This is a genomic window from Streptomyces sp. NPDC059567 (genome assembly GCF_042735655.1).
Classification (GTDB): domain Bacteria; phylum Actinomycetota; class Actinomycetes; order Streptomycetales; family Streptomycetaceae; genus Streptomyces.
This window is the reverse complement of the sequence record NZ_JBHWBS010000040.1, coordinates 1-14,750: the sequence shown is the minus strand read 5'-3', so window position 1 is coordinate 14,750 and position 14,750 is coordinate 1. Positions and strand designations below refer to the sequence as shown.

Annotated in this window: 18 protein-coding genes and 1 riboswitch; of the genes, 9 read left to right on the top strand and 9 right to left on the bottom strand. The window is 69.2% G+C overall.

Annotation, left to right across the window (positions count from 1 at the left end; all coding sequences use genetic code 11):
- Positions 1 to 104: 104 nt before the first annotated feature.
- Positions 105 to 728 carry a hypothetical protein gene (locus ACFVZW_RS19340; protein ID WP_384522779.1) on the bottom strand — a complete coding sequence of 208 codons (624 nt, stop codon included), beginning with the start codon at positions 726 to 728 and terminating at the stop codon, positions 105 to 107.
- 5 nt (positions 729 to 733) lie between these two features.
- Positions 734 to 1,030, bottom strand: a complete 297-nt coding sequence (locus ACFVZW_RS19335; protein ID WP_384522777.1) for a hypothetical protein — start codon at positions 1,028 to 1,030, stop codon at positions 734 to 736.
- A gap of 707 nt (positions 1,031 to 1,737) precedes the next feature.
- Between ACFVZW_RS19335 and ACFVZW_RS19330 the strand changes: the two genes are divergently transcribed.
- Positions 1,738 to 1,998 carry a hypothetical protein gene (locus tag ACFVZW_RS19330; protein ID WP_384522775.1) on the top strand — a complete coding sequence of 87 codons (261 nt, stop codon included), beginning with the start codon at positions 1,738 to 1,740 and terminating at the stop codon, positions 1,996 to 1,998.
- Between the two features lie 737 nt (positions 1,999 to 2,735).
- Positions 2,736 to 3,872 carry a hypothetical protein gene (locus ACFVZW_RS19325; protein ID WP_384522773.1) on the top strand — a complete coding sequence of 379 codons (1,137 nt, stop codon included), beginning with the start codon at positions 2,736 to 2,738 and terminating at the stop codon, positions 3,870 to 3,872.
- A gap of 63 nt (positions 3,873 to 3,935) precedes the next feature.
- Here ACFVZW_RS19325 and ACFVZW_RS19320 read toward each other — a convergent pair whose 3' ends face one another.
- From ACFVZW_RS19320 to ACFVZW_RS19310, 3 genes are all read right to left on the bottom strand, one after another.
- A complete protein-coding gene (locus ACFVZW_RS19320; RefSeq protein ID WP_384522771.1) occupies positions 3,936 to 4,169 on the bottom strand; it encodes a hypothetical protein in 234 nt (77 codons plus the stop codon).
- 180 nt (positions 4,170 to 4,349) lie between these two features.
- A riboswitch (cobalamin riboswitch) is annotated at positions 4,350 to 4,470 on the bottom strand.
- Between the two features lie 44 nt (positions 4,471 to 4,514).
- Positions 4,515 to 4,925, bottom strand: coding sequence for a hypothetical protein (locus ACFVZW_RS19315; RefSeq protein ID WP_384522769.1), 411 nt, complete (start codon positions 4,923 to 4,925; stop codon positions 4,515 to 4,517).
- Between the two features lie 247 nt (positions 4,926 to 5,172).
- Complete coding sequence (locus tag ACFVZW_RS19310) at positions 5,173 to 6,033, bottom strand: hypothetical protein (RefSeq protein WP_384522767.1); 861 nt, start codon at positions 6,031 to 6,033, stop codon at positions 5,173 to 5,175.
- 105 nt (positions 6,034 to 6,138) lie between these two features.
- Here ACFVZW_RS19310 and ACFVZW_RS19305 point away from each other — a divergent pair, with 105 nt between their 5' ends.
- Positions 6,139 to 7,296 carry a serine/arginine repetitive matrix protein 1 gene (locus tag ACFVZW_RS19305; protein WP_384522765.1) on the top strand — a complete coding sequence of 386 codons (1,158 nt, stop codon included), beginning with the start codon at positions 6,139 to 6,141 and terminating at the stop codon, positions 7,294 to 7,296.
- Positions 7,293 to 8,363 carry an integrase gene (locus tag ACFVZW_RS19300; protein WP_384522763.1) on the top strand — a complete coding sequence of 357 codons (1,071 nt, stop codon included), beginning with the start codon at positions 7,293 to 7,295 and terminating at the stop codon, positions 8,361 to 8,363. The genes ACFVZW_RS19305 and ACFVZW_RS19300 overlap by 4 nt, the downstream gene beginning before the upstream one ends.
- A gap of 71 nt (positions 8,364 to 8,434) precedes the next feature.
- Here ACFVZW_RS19300 and ACFVZW_RS19295 read toward each other — a convergent pair whose 3' ends face one another.
- Both ACFVZW_RS19295 and ACFVZW_RS19290 read right to left on the bottom strand, forming a co-directional pair.
- Complete coding sequence (locus ACFVZW_RS19295; RefSeq protein ID WP_384522761.1) at positions 8,435 to 8,959, bottom strand: hypothetical protein; 525 nt, start codon at positions 8,957 to 8,959, stop codon at positions 8,435 to 8,437.
- Complete coding sequence (locus tag ACFVZW_RS19290) at positions 8,959 to 9,435, bottom strand: hypothetical protein (RefSeq protein ID WP_384522759.1); 477 nt, start codon at positions 9,433 to 9,435, stop codon at positions 8,959 to 8,961. Before ACFVZW_RS19290 ends, ACFVZW_RS19295 begins: the two co-directional genes overlap by 1 nt.
- 837 nt (positions 9,436 to 10,272) lie before the next feature.
- Here ACFVZW_RS19290 and ACFVZW_RS19285 point away from each other — a divergent pair.
- From ACFVZW_RS19285 to ACFVZW_RS19265, 5 genes are all read left to right on the top strand, one after another.
- Positions 10,273 to 10,503, top strand: a complete 231-nt coding sequence (locus ACFVZW_RS19285) for a hypothetical protein (protein ID WP_384522757.1) — start codon at positions 10,273 to 10,275, stop codon at positions 10,501 to 10,503.
- Between the two features lie 229 nt (positions 10,504 to 10,732).
- Positions 10,733 to 10,957: a hypothetical protein gene (locus tag ACFVZW_RS19280; protein WP_384522755.1), complete on the top strand. Its 225-nt coding sequence runs from the start codon at positions 10,733 to 10,735 to the stop codon at positions 10,955 to 10,957.
- Between the two features lie 479 nt (positions 10,958 to 11,436).
- A complete protein-coding gene (locus ACFVZW_RS19275) occupies positions 11,437 to 11,586 on the top strand; it encodes a hypothetical protein (protein ID WP_384522753.1) in 150 nt (49 codons plus the stop codon).
- 179 nt (positions 11,587 to 11,765) lie between these two features.
- Entirely contained in the window at positions 11,766 to 12,329 is a 564-nt protein-coding gene (locus tag ACFVZW_RS19270) for a hypothetical protein (RefSeq protein WP_384522751.1), read from the top strand.
- A 150-nt stretch (positions 12,330 to 12,479) separates the two neighbouring features.
- Positions 12,480 to 13,415, top strand: coding sequence for a Ku protein (locus tag ACFVZW_RS19265; protein WP_384522749.1), 936 nt, complete (start codon positions 12,480 to 12,482; stop codon positions 13,413 to 13,415).
- On the opposite strand, the gene ACFVZW_RS19260 is transcribed toward ACFVZW_RS19265, so the two are convergent.
- Both ACFVZW_RS19260 and ACFVZW_RS19255 read right to left on the bottom strand, forming a co-directional pair.
- A complete protein-coding gene (locus ACFVZW_RS19260; protein WP_384522746.1) occupies positions 13,412 to 13,798 on the bottom strand; it encodes a DUF6233 domain-containing protein in 387 nt (128 codons plus the stop codon). The genes ACFVZW_RS19265 and ACFVZW_RS19260 overlap by 4 nt on opposite strands.
- An 11-nt stretch (positions 13,799 to 13,809) precedes the next feature.
- The gene (locus ACFVZW_RS19255; protein WP_384522744.1) at positions 13,810 to 14,166 is read right to left on the bottom strand and encodes a hypothetical protein; all 357 of its coding nucleotides are present in this window, start codon (positions 14,164 to 14,166) and stop codon (positions 13,810 to 13,812) included.
- Positions 14,167 to 14,750 lie beyond the last annotated feature (584 nt).

The window sequence follows — 14,750 nt, the reverse complement described above, 5'->3', positions numbered from 1 at the left end:
TCCCGCACCCCGCCCACTCTGCCAACGTGGGCTCGGTTGTTTGAGTCGGCCCTCCCGACCCGTTGGGGTGGGGCCCCATTCCGGTTCTCAGTGGGTCGCGCGTGTCAGGAGCGGGACGCCGGGATCATGCCTCCCATCCATCCCGCGACCTCGGGCGACCGCTTCAGCGCCACCAGCCGACGCCAGGTGAACACCCAGACGTCCACGCTGGCGTCGTCGATGCCGCACGCCTGCAGAAACGCGAGGTACCGGTCGTAGTCCGGCACCGACGGCTCCCCGCGCAGCATGTCGCTGATCGTGCTGCGACGCAGGACACCGTTGCTGCGCCGCTCCAGCTCCCGCAGCGACGGCGAGCCGCCCCACACATGCACCGCGAGCAGGGCCTGCTGGAGTTCGGCGGGGTTGGAAACCCCGATGGGGTCGGGCTGTCCGAACTTGGGGACGTACCGAGTGGGTCGTCGGCGCGGAGATCGGACGCGTCGAGGCGGATCGTTTTCCGCCTCGATGAAGCGTGCGACGTCACGGTGACGGCGAGTGAGGTTTTCCCTCTCACGGTCGGTGGGGTGGGAGGCACGCGTCAGCCATGTCAGAACGGCTGAATTCGGGAAGGCGCGGCCGGTGAGGTACTCGCCGACCCTGGCCCCGTCGACGACGTCATCGGCGTGGGGCCGGGTCTCCTTGTCGCCTCGCTCGTAGAGCTCCTGCAGGAGAGTTACGTACGCGTTCATGGAGGCTACCGCGCCCACAGCCAGCCCCCCTTCTGGATGCGCCGGCGGCGCATCCTGTGAGCGAGGTTGTCGGCGAGGCGGGCCAGAGCCTCGACGGCGGCCGCGGCCGCCACGGCACCGATGACCTCGACCGGGTGGGTGGGCCACAACCAGAGCAGGACGAGCACCGACAGGACGCCGATCGCGGCCTGACGGAACCCGAACGTCTTGGGCTGCTCAACGGGCGCGTACACGCACCCGGGGGACACGGGGACGACGGGCTGGAAGACCCAGCCGACCCCCGGCACGAAGATGGGGAACACGAGTTGACCTTCTTCCGCTCACATGTGGTCTCGACGTATTTCGAGGGGTTCGCCGGCCCCTCACGCACCTCCGGCGGCGCGCATCAATGACTCTTGCGCACGGCGAGGGGCTCGATCAACTCGCTTCTCGCGCCTTGTCCCACGCCGTCAGGAGCATGTACTCCACACATATTTGACGGTCCATCACTGCAACGCAGGGGTCGTCTTTGCCGTGCTCGCGTGGTGGCCTAGGCCAGATCGTCCGGGAGCGTCCGAAGCGTTCCTGGTGTGCCGTCGGCCCTCTGTGGCTCTTCGCTGGTAGCAGCCTTCACTTGTCCGGGGGTGTCCGGAGGCGTCCGGTGCCGTCCGAAACAACGCACTATGCAGTGCGCAGTGGCGAAACTAGACATCACGAGTTGCCCGTTCGAAATGGTCTCGACGTGCCCCTCTATGGAGACGTGTTTCGCCGCCGTCTCCCTGTGACCAAGGTCACCTTGCTTGAAGAAGCCCGCGCCCAAGGCGCGGGCTTCTTGCCGTTCAGAAGCGAGCTCCGTCGTGCTGGCTCTCCCGCTCCCGTGACCCCCAGCGCACCCGCACCGCGAGCGACACCCCGGAGCTGCCGGACGACGACGAGGACATCAACGTCGGCGACGACGTCAGGGCGCCCGCGAAGAAGCGCCATCACCGGCCTGGTCGGCGAGGCTGCCGCCGGCTGGCCGCTGCTGGGGGTGACCTGGCAGCAGACCGACGGCGAGGACGGCCCGGTACTGGAGATCCGGGCGGAGACCAGCGACGGCGGCAACGACCTGGTCGGCCTGTGGCCCCTGGGCGAGGACGGCAAGCCCATCGGCCCGTACCAGGTGGTCCTGCGGGCAACCCCCGGCCAGCAGGCGCGAACCGTCCCCTATCCGCTGGGCTTCACACCGCCGCACCCGGCCAAGGGCGCCGCTGCCGAACGCAGTCGGTGGCTCGGAGTCCAGCCCAACTGAACCGGTATCGGCGGATCCAGTCCCCGGTGTCCCGCAGCGCGCACGGAGCTCCACCACAGCGATACCGGCCCGCGCTGCGGGATGCCGGGGCAGCGGGGGTCTGGGGGCCGGCGAAGGCCACCAGCGGCCACCGGGCTCGCCCACCGGCTTTCTCTCACACTCGCATTCCAGCTAGCGGAAATACTCGCTACCTGCATATCCGGCCGGGTACCAACAATGCTCGGGCAAGGAGGAGCCCCTGCTGCAGCGGCGCCTGGACCCGCGCGCGGTGTTGGGGTTGTCGATCGAGTCGAGGAAGCAGTCGGCCGCCGCGTGGACGGTGAGGGCCTTGCCGGTCGGCAGCTGGACGACGGTGGGCACCACAGCTCCTTGCTACAGATAACGGGGTCGCTTCGCGCAGCGCCCCCGGGGCTCCGCCGCAGGTGACGCAACCCAGTACCACGGGTATTTGGGCGTTATCTGTATCAGTTGACTCATGGGGCCACCCAGCCCCGAGACGCCCGACCCAGCTCGTCCTCGACGAGTTCGGCGCCGGCGCGGCACAGCAGCATCGTGTGCGGCACGTGATCAGTAGCGATCGGGGCGGTCGCCGCGCCTGCTGGTGGCCGACCGCGTCCCAGCCAGGGCCATTGTCAGTGGCCACCATCACGATGGAAGTTCGGACTAGCGGAACACACCGGGGGTAATGCCCCGGATCAACAGCGGCCCGTCGTGGCCGTGTGGCGAGCGGAGGCGGCATGCCCAACCGATACGTGCGGCTCGCAGGGTTCGACCGAAGGCTGGACCTGACCAAACCAGACCTCGGAGTTGCCGGTGGCGCCGCCCTCCTCGAGCAGCTTCTCGCCGACCGCCGATTGCCTGTGCCGGTCCGCGGACTCACGTGCGCAGAGGTGTGCGAGGAACGGGGCTTCACTGAGCCAATGTCGCTGTATCGGCGAATGGGCAAGCCCGTCGCCGCCCACATGCGCAGCGACGCGGAGGACCGGCACTACGGCGGCGGGGAGTCCGACGAGCACAAGGCTTACAAGGAGCGGGCCGTACGGGCTGCCGAGGAAGGCGGGCACACAGCCGTGCAGGAGCGGGCGAGCAAGGACCGCGCAATCCGCAGTGACGTCCTAATCCGCGGTGCGGACGGAGTACTTCTGGGATTCGAGTCGCAACTGTCACCACGCAACCCGCGCGAGATCAAGGCACGCGATGCGGCGGCCCGGCGGGCGGGGGTGCTGGATGCGTGGCAGACGGACAGCCAGGACATGGCGAGGGACATGACGGTGCCGTGGCTGCGTACCGACAGAGTCCCCCTAGAACTGATCATGAAGCGGGACTCTCCAATCCCGTTCCGAGGTGGTATCCGCCGCATCGAACTCGCCCGGTGTGACGAGCGGCTCCCAGGGCCATGCCCGAAGCAGCGGACAGGCAAGTGCGGGGGCTGGCACCCGACCATTCGCCCCGCCGAGCGTCCCTTCGATGAGTTCATCCGAGATGCCGCCTCCGGTCTGTACGTCCGGGCGGTGGTCAAGGTGAAGCGGACCGCGTTTGAGTTCTGGACCCCGGCAGCCGACCACAGTGCCTACCTCGACGCGACGCCGGACGAAGCGCCAGTCGCGATGCCGAGGCAACGACAGGTGAAGCGCCCGATGGAGGACGGCGATCCCACGTGCCGCGTCCAGCCCCCGGCCGTGGATGACCGGGACTCGGCACCGCTCCCGTACATCCCGCTGCCCCGTTCCCCGCAGCCTGCCCCGCTTGCCGCGGCGTCTGCGGGGGTCGTGTCAGTGGTGTACCGGGGGCAGTGCGGGGCTGGGGTGACACCGTGCGGAGCTCAAGCCCGTTTCTACGCGTGCGGCTGGCGGTGCGACGACCATCGGCCGTAGGCCAACTCCCGCCAGCCTCCGGGATGTTGTGCTGTCCCGAGGGTCAGCCAGGCTGCCGGTCGACTACTCAACAGGCGTGGCCGGGCCCAGGGGAGTCGTCGACGTTGTGGGGTCCGCCGGGACTGCCCGAACCCAGGGGCGAGCAGCAGCGCCAGGACCATCGCCACGGCCGCACCCGAAGCGATCGCCGCCGTCGCCGCGGCCGGCGGCACGCGCGGTGTGCTTGAAGACCGTGATGCCGACGGCGATGCTCACGACGAGGAGCAGGGCCGCCAGCGGCGCGATCTGAATGGTCACGAAGTCCTCCTGGCTGTCTCCGCCGGTGACGGCGGCAGTTCGTCTGCGCGCTCGCGCAGACCTCGCCCCTTCGTTGCAGAGACCCGGAGGCTGACAGCAAGAAAGCCCGATCCGATGTGGATCGGGCTTCAAGGCGATGTCCCGAAGCCCTCCCAGAAGGGCACGGGCGCGCGGACACGCTCGGGCACGTTCTGGATGGGCAGGTCCTCGGACTGACGCCTGAAGGCATACACCGTTGCGGGACAGTTCCGGATTCCCACCGGATTCCCCTGCGTCCAGGGCCCATTGTGCGGCTACGGGGGTGGCACAAGGGGGTCAGTGGTCATGTGGAGGCGGCCCGGCGCCTCATTCTTCTTCGGGTTCTGCGGCCGTGAGTCGCTGCTCGCTGAAGAAGTCCAGCTTTTTGCCGGACATGGACTCCTCATCCGGGGTGCGGAAGACGACCTTGCCGTAGAGGGCCTGCTGGCATATCAGCGACTGGTGGGTCGTGGACAGGCTGAGTGCCTGTCGGGCGTCCGAGGGCTCGGTGAACCACTGGCGGATGGCCAGGTACTGCCACCCATCAGAACCTGAGTGCTCGCCGTACACGATCCGGGTCAGCCCGTCGAGGACCTCCGTGTGGGAGAGCCCCTTACCCCCGCCGGCGGGGTCGGTGAACGAGACGGTCCACGACCACCGCTGTCCCTCCCGGAGCTCGACGTCCTCGGGGAAATCAGGCCCCCACCCCTTGAGGTACGCGGCGTCCGGCCCGATCACGGTTCGCCCCCACCTGACATCGCCGAATCCAGGAGGACGCGGTGAGGAAGCCCTCCGCGATCCGGCGCGTCTCCTCGTCGGTGATCAAGTGTTCTCCGCTCATGCTCCTCCTCGACCCAGCCGGTTCCTCCGGTGAGGACCCCTGCAGGCCATCGTCCTGCACCGAGCCGCGTCTCACGGGCCTTTCCGGGAAGACGGCCTGGGCGCGAACTGTGACCGCTCCGCTCCCGATCGACCCGCCGAACAGTCAGGGGATGCGGGTCACGGCGCCGGAGGTGAACCACTGCACGAGGGTGGCAGCGAGGTGGACCCCGGCCCGGGCCGCCTCCAGCGTCTCGTCCACGGTCGCGGTCTGCCCGCCGTGCCGGGACGTCTGGCCGTCCCACAGCGCGCGCATCAACGCCTCCGCCGGGGCGACGGCGTCGCCGGCCGCGGCCGGGATCGCGAAGACGAACTTGTGCCGGGCGCTCTTCAGCTCGCCGAGCATGGTGCCGAGCGTTGCCTTCGCGTGGTTCGGCTGAACGACGGCGTGCGCGGCCGCCTCGACGGCCTTGATGGACTCGCTGTACGCGCGCACCGGCTCCGGGCCGCGCCCGTACGCCGCCTGCCAGGCGGCCGCCAGGTGGTCGGCCGCGGAGCCGGCGGTCGGCTGGCCCGCCGCCTCGGCGATGGTCTGCCGCACCGCGTCCCGGACGGCCGGGGTCACCCGCTCCTCCAGCCCGTTGCGGGCGTCGTTGATCCGGTACGCCGACCCGCCGTCGTCGAGCGTCCGGCTGAGCTCTTGGAGTCCCTCCCATTTGGGCACCTCGGCGAGGAGGATCTGGTCCACCACGTCCAGCAGCTGCGCGCCGACGGCCCGCGCGAGCGCCGCCACGTAGAGCGGCGCGCCGTGCTCGTCCTGGAGAGAGACCAACCGCACGCGCACGCAGATGTCGCGAGCCAGCCTTTCTTGCCCGACGAAGCTGAGGCTGGAGCGGAGCACCCTCACCACCCATTCCTGGAGGGGTGCCATCAGGTGGTCGGGCATACCTTCGAAGGGCCCGTCGTGCCCGGAGGCCTCGGTGAGACCGGCGCGGACGGAGAAGCGCGGGCGCGGTGCGATCGTCATGACGGAACGGTAGCGGCGGGGGTGGTCGCGTCGGATAACCTCCCCTTATCCGACGCGACAAGAGGTATGAAACGGGCGCCGGTTGAGTGAAGGGGAACCGTAGTGATGAGCGAGTCCGGAGGGATGTCCGCAGCCGGGCAGACAGCGGGCGGCAGAGCGGCGGCCGCCGGAAGCGTCCCGGACCAGCGGAGGGCGTGGATGTCGCTCCGGCCGCGGAGCTCGGCCCCACGGCAGCTCGACTTCCCGCCAGTTCGCAACGGTCTCGACTACCTCGCCAGCGTTGTCGAGCACCTGGACGAGACCGAGTCTGAGGTGAGGCCGCGGGACGTGAAGTACGCCGTCCTCCATCTCCAGGCCGCGGTCGAGGTCCTGTTCAAGGCGCGCCTGCTCGCCGAGCACTGGACGCTCGTCTTCACCAACCCCGGCGACGCCACGCGCAAGGCCCTGGACGACGCCACCCTCAACAGCGTCTCGCCCGAGAAGGCGATCACCAGGCTGCGGACCATCGTCGGCGTCCCCATCTCCGACAAGGAACAACAGGCGCTCAAGAAGCTGACCGAGGACCGCAACAAGCTCCAGCACTTCGGCCTTACCCAGAATGCCCGCGCCGTCGAGGCACGAGCCGGCGAGGTACTCGACTTCCTCATCCGCTTCATCGACACCCAGCTGATGCCCTACCTCAGCACCGAGGAGCAGAGAGAGACGGCACATGGTCTCGAGGATCTCCGTGAGGGGCTGGGCAACATCAACTCCTACGTCGACCAGCGGATGAAGCGGATCGCAGGCGAGCTGCGCGACGATCAACTCGAGAACGTCACCATTCTGTGCCCCGCCTGCGAGAAGGTGACGCTGGTGCTGGACGAGGCTCCTTCGACCCTGGCCGATGAGGGCGGCTACGCCACCTGCCGCTTCTGTTCCAGCTTCTTCGAGATCAGCGAACTGGAGAACCGCTGGTTCCCAGTGCCCTGGAACGATGAGGGCAGGCACCCGGACGCCAATGTTTGTCCCTGGTGCGAGGCGGTAGCGCTGGGCACCGACGTCCCCGTGCTCAGCGAGCCGGAGCCCGTCCACTTCTGCTTCTCCTGCTCACGCATCATCAAGGAGCTCGCGCCCTGTGACGGCTGCGGCCGGCAGATAGACGTCTCGGCCGAGGGCTCCGCACCGCTGTGCGGTCCGTGCGAAGCGTCCTGGGAGCCCGAGCCCGAGTACGAGCTGCCCTACGAGGGCCCGGAGGACTACGGATTCACGGAGGAGCGGGAATGACCACAGAGGTCGAACTCCCCGCCCCCATCCGGGCCGAACGGCTGGCGCTCGTGGAGCGGTGGGCCGAGCGGCACGGCGTCGACGCCGCCCGCCGGCTCGCCAAGGCCGAGGACCTGGCCGACGCGGTTGCCGCCGAGATCACCCCGGACAACACCGTCGACACGTACAACAAGTCCTGGCGGGTGTGGGCGCGGTTCTGCGCCGTCACCGGCCTGCCCGAACGGGAGGGCTCCCGGGGCTCGCTGGTCGCATTCGTGACCTGGATGCTCCGCGAGGGCCAGCAGAACGGGAAGGGCTACGCCCCTTCCTCGGCGAGCACCCACCTCGCGGCCGTCGTCGTTGGCCTGCGCCAGCGTGGCGTCGGGGTAAGCGGCGACGACCAGGCCGAGGCCCGCCAGGCCCTGGAGGGCCTGGCCATCAAACTGCTCCAGGAAGGCGAGCGACGAGGCCGCGGAAAGGCGGTCGGCGCCACCGTCGACGGCCTGCGCGCCCTCGTTCGCTCGTGCCCCGACACCCTGACCGGGCTACGGGACAAGGCGCTCGTCCTCACCGGTTTCCACTACGCCTGCCGCTCCCAGGACCCGGCCGGACTGCTCGCCGGCGACATCACCCTGCAGCCGCGCGGCCTGGCCGTCGCCGTGCTCACCGGGAAGACCAAGCACTCGGTCCGTACCGCGAAGATTCCGTACGCCGACGACCCCGAGCTCTGCCCAGTCCGCGCGTACATCGCCTACCGCGAGCGCCTGCTTACCGAGCACGGCCAGCGGTGGGCCGACCCCTCTACTCCGGCCTTCGTTGGCATTGACCGGTGGGGCCACATCACCGGCGGCATGGTGCCCGACTCCGTCACCCGCGCCGTCAAGCGCATCTCTACCCGGGCCAGCCTGCCGATCGGCTGGACCGGGCACTCCCTGCGTATCGGGCTGGCCTCCGTCGCCCGCAGGAAGGGGCGCGACGCCATCGCCATCGCCGACCAGGGCGGCTGGGCCCGCCACTCCCGCTCGATGCTCGGCTACATGCAGCGCGACGACGGATGGGACGACAACGCCTCCGCCGGCCTCGCCTGATGCGCAGCTCAGCCCCGGTCGGACCTGTTAGTCCCAAAGGGTCCGACCGGGGCTGACGTCTGCTTCCGGGGCTACCCGGGCGGCGGGTCGAGCCGCTGCCGAGGGCGGACCTTGTGGGGCTCCCGCAGCCGCATGTGCTCGCACAGCTCAGTGTCCCGGGGGAACGCCACACCGGTCGCCTCGGTGAGGACCGGGAAGAATGCCCGGGCGTCCTCCGACTGTGGCGTCGTGGTCCACCGGTACCCGTCACAGCCGCGCAGGGCGAAGCGCACCATGCGCGAGCCGTACCCGTGGCGCTGCCAAGGCCCGGTGACCCTGATCTTCACGATCAGCCCGAGGCGGCACACCGCGCAGGACTGCCAGACCAGGCGGGCGAAGTCGTAGCCGTCCGGTGCGCACGCCTGAATCTCCTGCATCCCGGCCGGGATGGTGGGCGGCAGGTGGCACCAGGTCTCCGTGGCGGGATCGACCTTCCACTCCAGGCTGTTGAACGAGACGGCCGGCGGGGCGGGCGCCGCGGTGCCCCGGCCGTGGAAGGCGTCGACCAGGCGGTCCCACAGGGAGTCGCGCGGCCGCGCCGTGTTCGACGAGCCCATCAGGTCTGGCTCTGGAGCGGCGGGAGCTCCGTCAGGGCGGCGGGCAAGTCGGTGATGCCGCGCTGCAGGTACCAGGCCAGCGACCAGCGCAGGATGACGCCACGGCGCAGGCGCCACTGGTCGCAGAGCTGGGACAGGACGTCGTCGCAGAAGTCCTCCCGGAGCTGGGACAGCACGTCGTCCTCGGAGGACGACAGGTAGCCGATACCGCACTTGTCGGGGTCGCCGAGGTCGAGCGCGTCCGCGAGGATCACGCCAGCCGCCGCGCTGGTGCCGCCGCCGTTGTACCCCCAGCCGAAGCCGCTGTCCTCCGGCTCGGCGAGTTCGCGCAGCACCGTCACGCCGTACTGGCGCTCGGTGGGGCCGAACTCGGGCTGCTCGACGAGGATCCGGGCGGGCCGCCATTCCTCCTCGTCGCCGCGCGGGTTCTCCGTGCCGTCCTGGATGCCGTGGTACGTGCGGTCCTCGTAGGCCATGCCGTTCCCTCCCGTTGATCTTCCGGCGCGGATCCCAGCCTGGCGTATGCGCCGCACGGGCAACAGAGCGCGATCAGCCGGGGAACGGAAGGGGCGCCCGAGCACGCGCGGGGCCCGGATACATCGACACCGGCCTGCATCAACTCACAGATGCCCTCGCCCGCCACGTCCACCTCAGCCCCGAACGCCTCGCCGACGCCCTGCTGACCCGCCTCGGTGTCGCCGGCGGCGCCCGCGACGACATTGTTGGCCGCCAGGTGTCGGGTCGGCCCTTGAGGGGCACCGCGACCTTGCCAAGCGGGGCGGCTGGGTACCGAACTCCGCCGTCATGGAGGGCTACTTCGAGGACGGCGATGGCTGGGAGGACAACGCCATGGCCGGGTGTTGTAGCTCGACGAGACGCGTGAGGTCCCCGACGGAAGTCGGGCCCTGCTTTCGTGCGAGGCGTCGACCTCGACACGCCGCAGTCGAGGCGAAAAACGAAAAAATCTTCGGCCGGAACCACGCCCGGAGAGGGCTGAACCTCGGCCGGACTGGCGAGCTCCGCTGACCAGCGGCGATGTTGCCGCCGCCCGAAGAGCGCCTGTGGCCTGACGGAGGGATTCTGCGATTAGATCGCAAGATGTTGTGGTCAAAACGCGGTCGACCACAACATGTAGTGGTTTCCGGTCTGTTGGGGGTGCCCACATCGGATAAAGTGAGAATCCACTTCGAGGCAGAGATGCCGGAGAGGTCCCACGGCCGCGCCCTAGGAAAGTGAGGCCGCGGGGACTCTCTCCGACGCGACGTCGTCGAGGTGCCCAGTTCCACGACAGCGAAAGCAGGTAGTACCCGACGATGTCCATCTACGACAGTACCCGAACGCCGCTCCCGCCCGGAACCTTCCCCGGCCTCCCGTCGCGGTGGCCGCTGAAGCCCGGCATCTTCCCCGAGATTGCGCCCGAGCAGCTGCCCGCGGTCGTCATCATCGTGCTCTTCACGGTGGCCGTCGCCGCCGGCCAGTACGAGCTCGCGGCCGCCCTCGGCACCCTGCTGGCCGTCCCGCAGTTCGCCCGCCAGCGGGTTTGACCCTCCCACTCCCAGTGGCCCCGCGCACGCGCGGGGCCACTGCCATGTCCGGCCCGGGTGGTTCGGCGAGACCAGGTCGAGGTCTTCGCCAAGGGGGCGCTCTACCTGTGAAGGAGACGGAGCCGCACTCCCAAGAGGTGCTCGTCTTCGACGGCGCCGACGAGGGGGGAGCCGTCATGACCATGCTGCGCGCCGACGGAAAGTCGGAGACTGCTGCGCCAAGGGGCATGTGTCCATCACCGTCTCGATGACCTTCGTCATCACCGACTCGGTGCGCGACGTCGTCGAGTCCATCGACGAGGTGAAGAACTCGTTGTGCGAGGCCAACGCCCTCTTGAAGGTCTCCTCCTGGAGGCCAAGGGCAAGGTATCCGGCTGGGCAGAGGTCGAAGGGCATCCCACCTGCGAAGAAGACGGTTCGTCAGCTGGCAGGGACCGAACCGGGATGGGCGTAGAAGAGCAGACGTCTGCTCAAGACCGCGCGGACGAGACCTACTTCGTGTGGTGACGTCCGTCACGCCCTGGAAGGGTGCGATGCCGCCCCAGGCGTCCTCTCGACGAGCGGCCGGAACAGCTCTGAGCTGCGCGAATGTAGTTCGGCGGCACGCGGGACGGAGCTCGACAACCACGTTACACAAACACCGGAAAATCATTCCCCCTGCTATCCACAGGACGGGTCGTCAGGTGCCTGACCGCCCTCTCGAGTGCCCGCTGGTTGTCGGCGGGCTGAGTAGGGTTTTCCTCACCGAAATCCCTTCGGCACGACGAAGGGAGACCTCCGAGCGGCCAGCCGACCAAAGCCAAAGCCGCGAGGAGGTCTCCCTCTCGCTACGTCGAAGTGGCCCGTCCCGTAGTGAGGGGAACTGACCGAGTGACGCCCATCGACCGTACAACAGCTGAGACCGGTGACCCCAGCTCCACCTGGCTTGGGTGGGTGACCGTCCTCACCGGATTCAGTGCCATCGTTGCCGTAGTCATCCTGTCTCTGACACACAACGCGGAGGCAGCCGCCGCCGTCGGCAGCATCGGCACCGCGGTCACCGCCGTCGGCGGTGTCCAGTTCGGAATGCGCCGCCGACAATGACGGCCGGCGCGGCGCCGTCCGTGCCGGTGTCCCAACGCCAGTGCATGGGGCCACCGAGAGGTCCTGTGTAGGAGGTCAACCGGTACGGCGGGGGTCGGTCTGCAGGGAGGCCCGCATCACGAGCTCACGCACCGACGACCGGGACTTTTCAGTGCCGTGCGTGCGGGAGCATGTGCCCCATGCCCAACATCCTGTGGACCGTCCTGGTGGCCGCCGCCACCGCCGTGGTGACCGCCTTCGCTGTCGGGATGCTCGCGACCCCACGCATGGAAGCCCGCAAGAAGCGGCTGGGCGACGTTCACGCAGCCCGCGACACATTCAGCGCGAGCATGACGCGAATCGTCTCTGCCTGTTCGCTGCTGCAGCGCATCCCCACTCCGGCAGCCGACGACCCTGACTGGACGCCGGTCATGCGTGAACGACTCCAGGCCGAGCGGAACCGGTGGCTGCAGCAACTCGACGACGCCACCGTGTGGCTGATCGACAACATGGCGACGTACGCAGGCAGCTATCCCGCCAGTCACCTCACCCAGTTCGCCGTCGAGTACGCCGGCAACGCCCGCATGGTGGTCCTGTCCGAACGCGAGGAGACGACGAAGGTGGAACTGCTGCTCGCGCTGACTGTGCCGGTCCAACGGCAGTTCTTCGGCTGGCCCTGGTCGCGCGCTCGACACATGATCGCCGACCGCCAGGTGTTCGGCGAGACCGTCGCCCGTATCAGCGGTGAGCCGGCCACCCCGTAGGACAACGATCAGCGACACACAAGGACGTGCACCACGCTGCAGACCACCGTCCATACGCCGCGACCCCAAGGCGCTCACCCGAGGGTGTGCGATCACGGCCGGAGTCTGCATAGCCTGAGGCCAGACCCCAGGGGGGCACCTGGAGGAACAATGCCCGGTCGTCCCATCTGGTCCGGCGCCATCTCGTTCGGGCTGGTCACGGTGCCGATCAAGCTTGAGAATGCCGCCGAGAGCCACAGCATCAGCTTCCGCCAGATCCATATCGAGGACGGCGGCCGGATCCGCTACCGCAAGGTGTGCGAGCTCGACGGCCAAGAGCTCACCGAGGCCGAGATCGGCAAGGGGTACGAGGTCTCGAAGGGCCAGATCATCGCGATCACCGATGAGGACCTGGCCAACTTGCCGCTACCGACAGCGAAGGCAATCGAAATCGCCTCGTTCGTGCCCTGGGACAGCATCGACCCCCGCCACATCGGCGAATCCGCGTACTACCTGACCGCCGACGGCCCGGTCGCGGCCAAGCCGTACACGCTCCTGCACAAGGCACTCGGCCGGACCGAGAAGGTCGCCGTGGCCAAGTTCGCGCTCCGCGGCCGCGAGCGCCTCGGCTTGCTCCGCCCGTACGGCGACGCGCTGCTCCTGCACTCCATGCGCTGGGACGATGAAGTGCGCGACCCGACCGAGCTGGCCCCCGACGACGTCGACCTCACCGACAAGGAGATCCGCGAGGCGCTGGCCCTCCTGGAGGCCATGTCCGTGGAGCACCTGGCCGACGTCGGCGAGGCCGAGCTCACCGACCAGTACCGCGAGGCGCTGGTCGAGGTCATCGAGGCGAAGGCCGAGCACCGCGAGCCGAAGGCGGCCGAGGGCACGGAAGCCGCGCCGGCCGGGAAGGTGATGGACCTGATGGCCGCGCTCGAAGATTCCGTCGCCAGGGCGAAGGCGTCCCGCGGCGAGAGCGGCAAGCCGGCCACCGTCCACGAGATGCCGAAGAAGAAGGCCGCGGCCAAGAAGACGACGCCGGCGAAGAAGACGGCCGCCAAGAAGACCACGGCGAAGAAGGCTGCCCGGAAGCGGGCCTCCTAGGGCGTGTCGTCGCCGTGCACCCGACTCTCGGGCGGCGGCGGCTTGTCGATGCCGAGGCTCCCCCACGGCTGGCAGATGTCGCAGAACTCCAACTCGGGGAACTGCCTCATCGCGACGAACGCCTCCTCCTGGGAGAGCAGACCGGTCCGGCGCGGGTCGATGTGGCAGCCCCCGCGGTGCAGCACGGGCTGACCCTGCGCCGCCCTCGACGGCAGGACCTTCCACGCCATCTCCGCCCGTGCGACCTCCCGCCGGCGCTCCTGCTCCTTCTCCTCGGCTTCGAGCTTCCGAATGGTGTTGTCGGCCTGATCGAGCTGCCACCGGAGCCAGTCCCTGAGAGTCCTCTGCTTCTCCAGCCGCTGCGATATCGACAACCCGGTCACGGCGCTGCCCCCTACGCGGCTACGGCGACGGCCGGCACGGCTTCCGGGTGGGTCTTCAGGTCCATGCGGGCCTGCATCCGCTTCCCGGCCTCGACGGTGGCCCAGTGCGGGTGCGTGGTCACTTCGGCGCTCAGCTCCCGCAGGAGCTCCTCGAGGCGCGCGACGTCGGCCTTCTGCTCGTCGGTGTAGCCGGTGCTGGGCGCGCGGCCGCCGGTCACCTCGCCCGTGTGGGGGTGTACCGCGCCGGGCCAGCCGTCCATCGGGTCCACCGACCACGGCAGGGTGTGGCACAGCGCCACGTACTCGGCCCGCGCCTGGTGGAGGCGGAGCTGGGCGTTGATCAGGTCGTTCGGGAAGGTATCGGCCACGGCTGAAATGATACGCCTGTTCGAATACGGGTTCGCTCGGCACCGCCGGCACGAGGTCACGATCACCCGAACGGGCTCCCAGAAGCGGCAGCGGGCCCGCCAGTCCGGGGGCGGCGGAGTCAAGGGCAGTCGGGGCCCTGCCGGGAAGCGTGCGGGCTTGCGGCGGGGCCCGAGCGAGGTGCCTGCCATTCAGGAGGCGCCCGGCGGGCGACCAAGGAGTGGTTGTCGCCCGCCCATTCAACGCCCGGGCTGGCGGATAGGTACGCCCGTCTGGCAGGACTGATCTGGGTCAGCGCAGCACGGAGCCCCTGCGGCAGACCCGGGCAGGCCTGTCAGCGGATCACTGACAGGCGGTGCAAGCTCGCTAGACGGCGAGCGGGAAGGCAAGTGGTTCACATGTGGCTCAGCTCGCTTATCTGCGCCTATTTCCGCTAGCTGGAATGAAAGCGAATTAGAGGTCTGGTGGGCGAGCACGGGGACGCGCGGAGCCTTCAACGGTCCCCGGGACCCCGCTGTCCCGGACGTACTGCAGCGAGGGCCCGTGGCGCTCCGCGGAAGGCGCGAGCGGCCCGGCGGCAGATGCC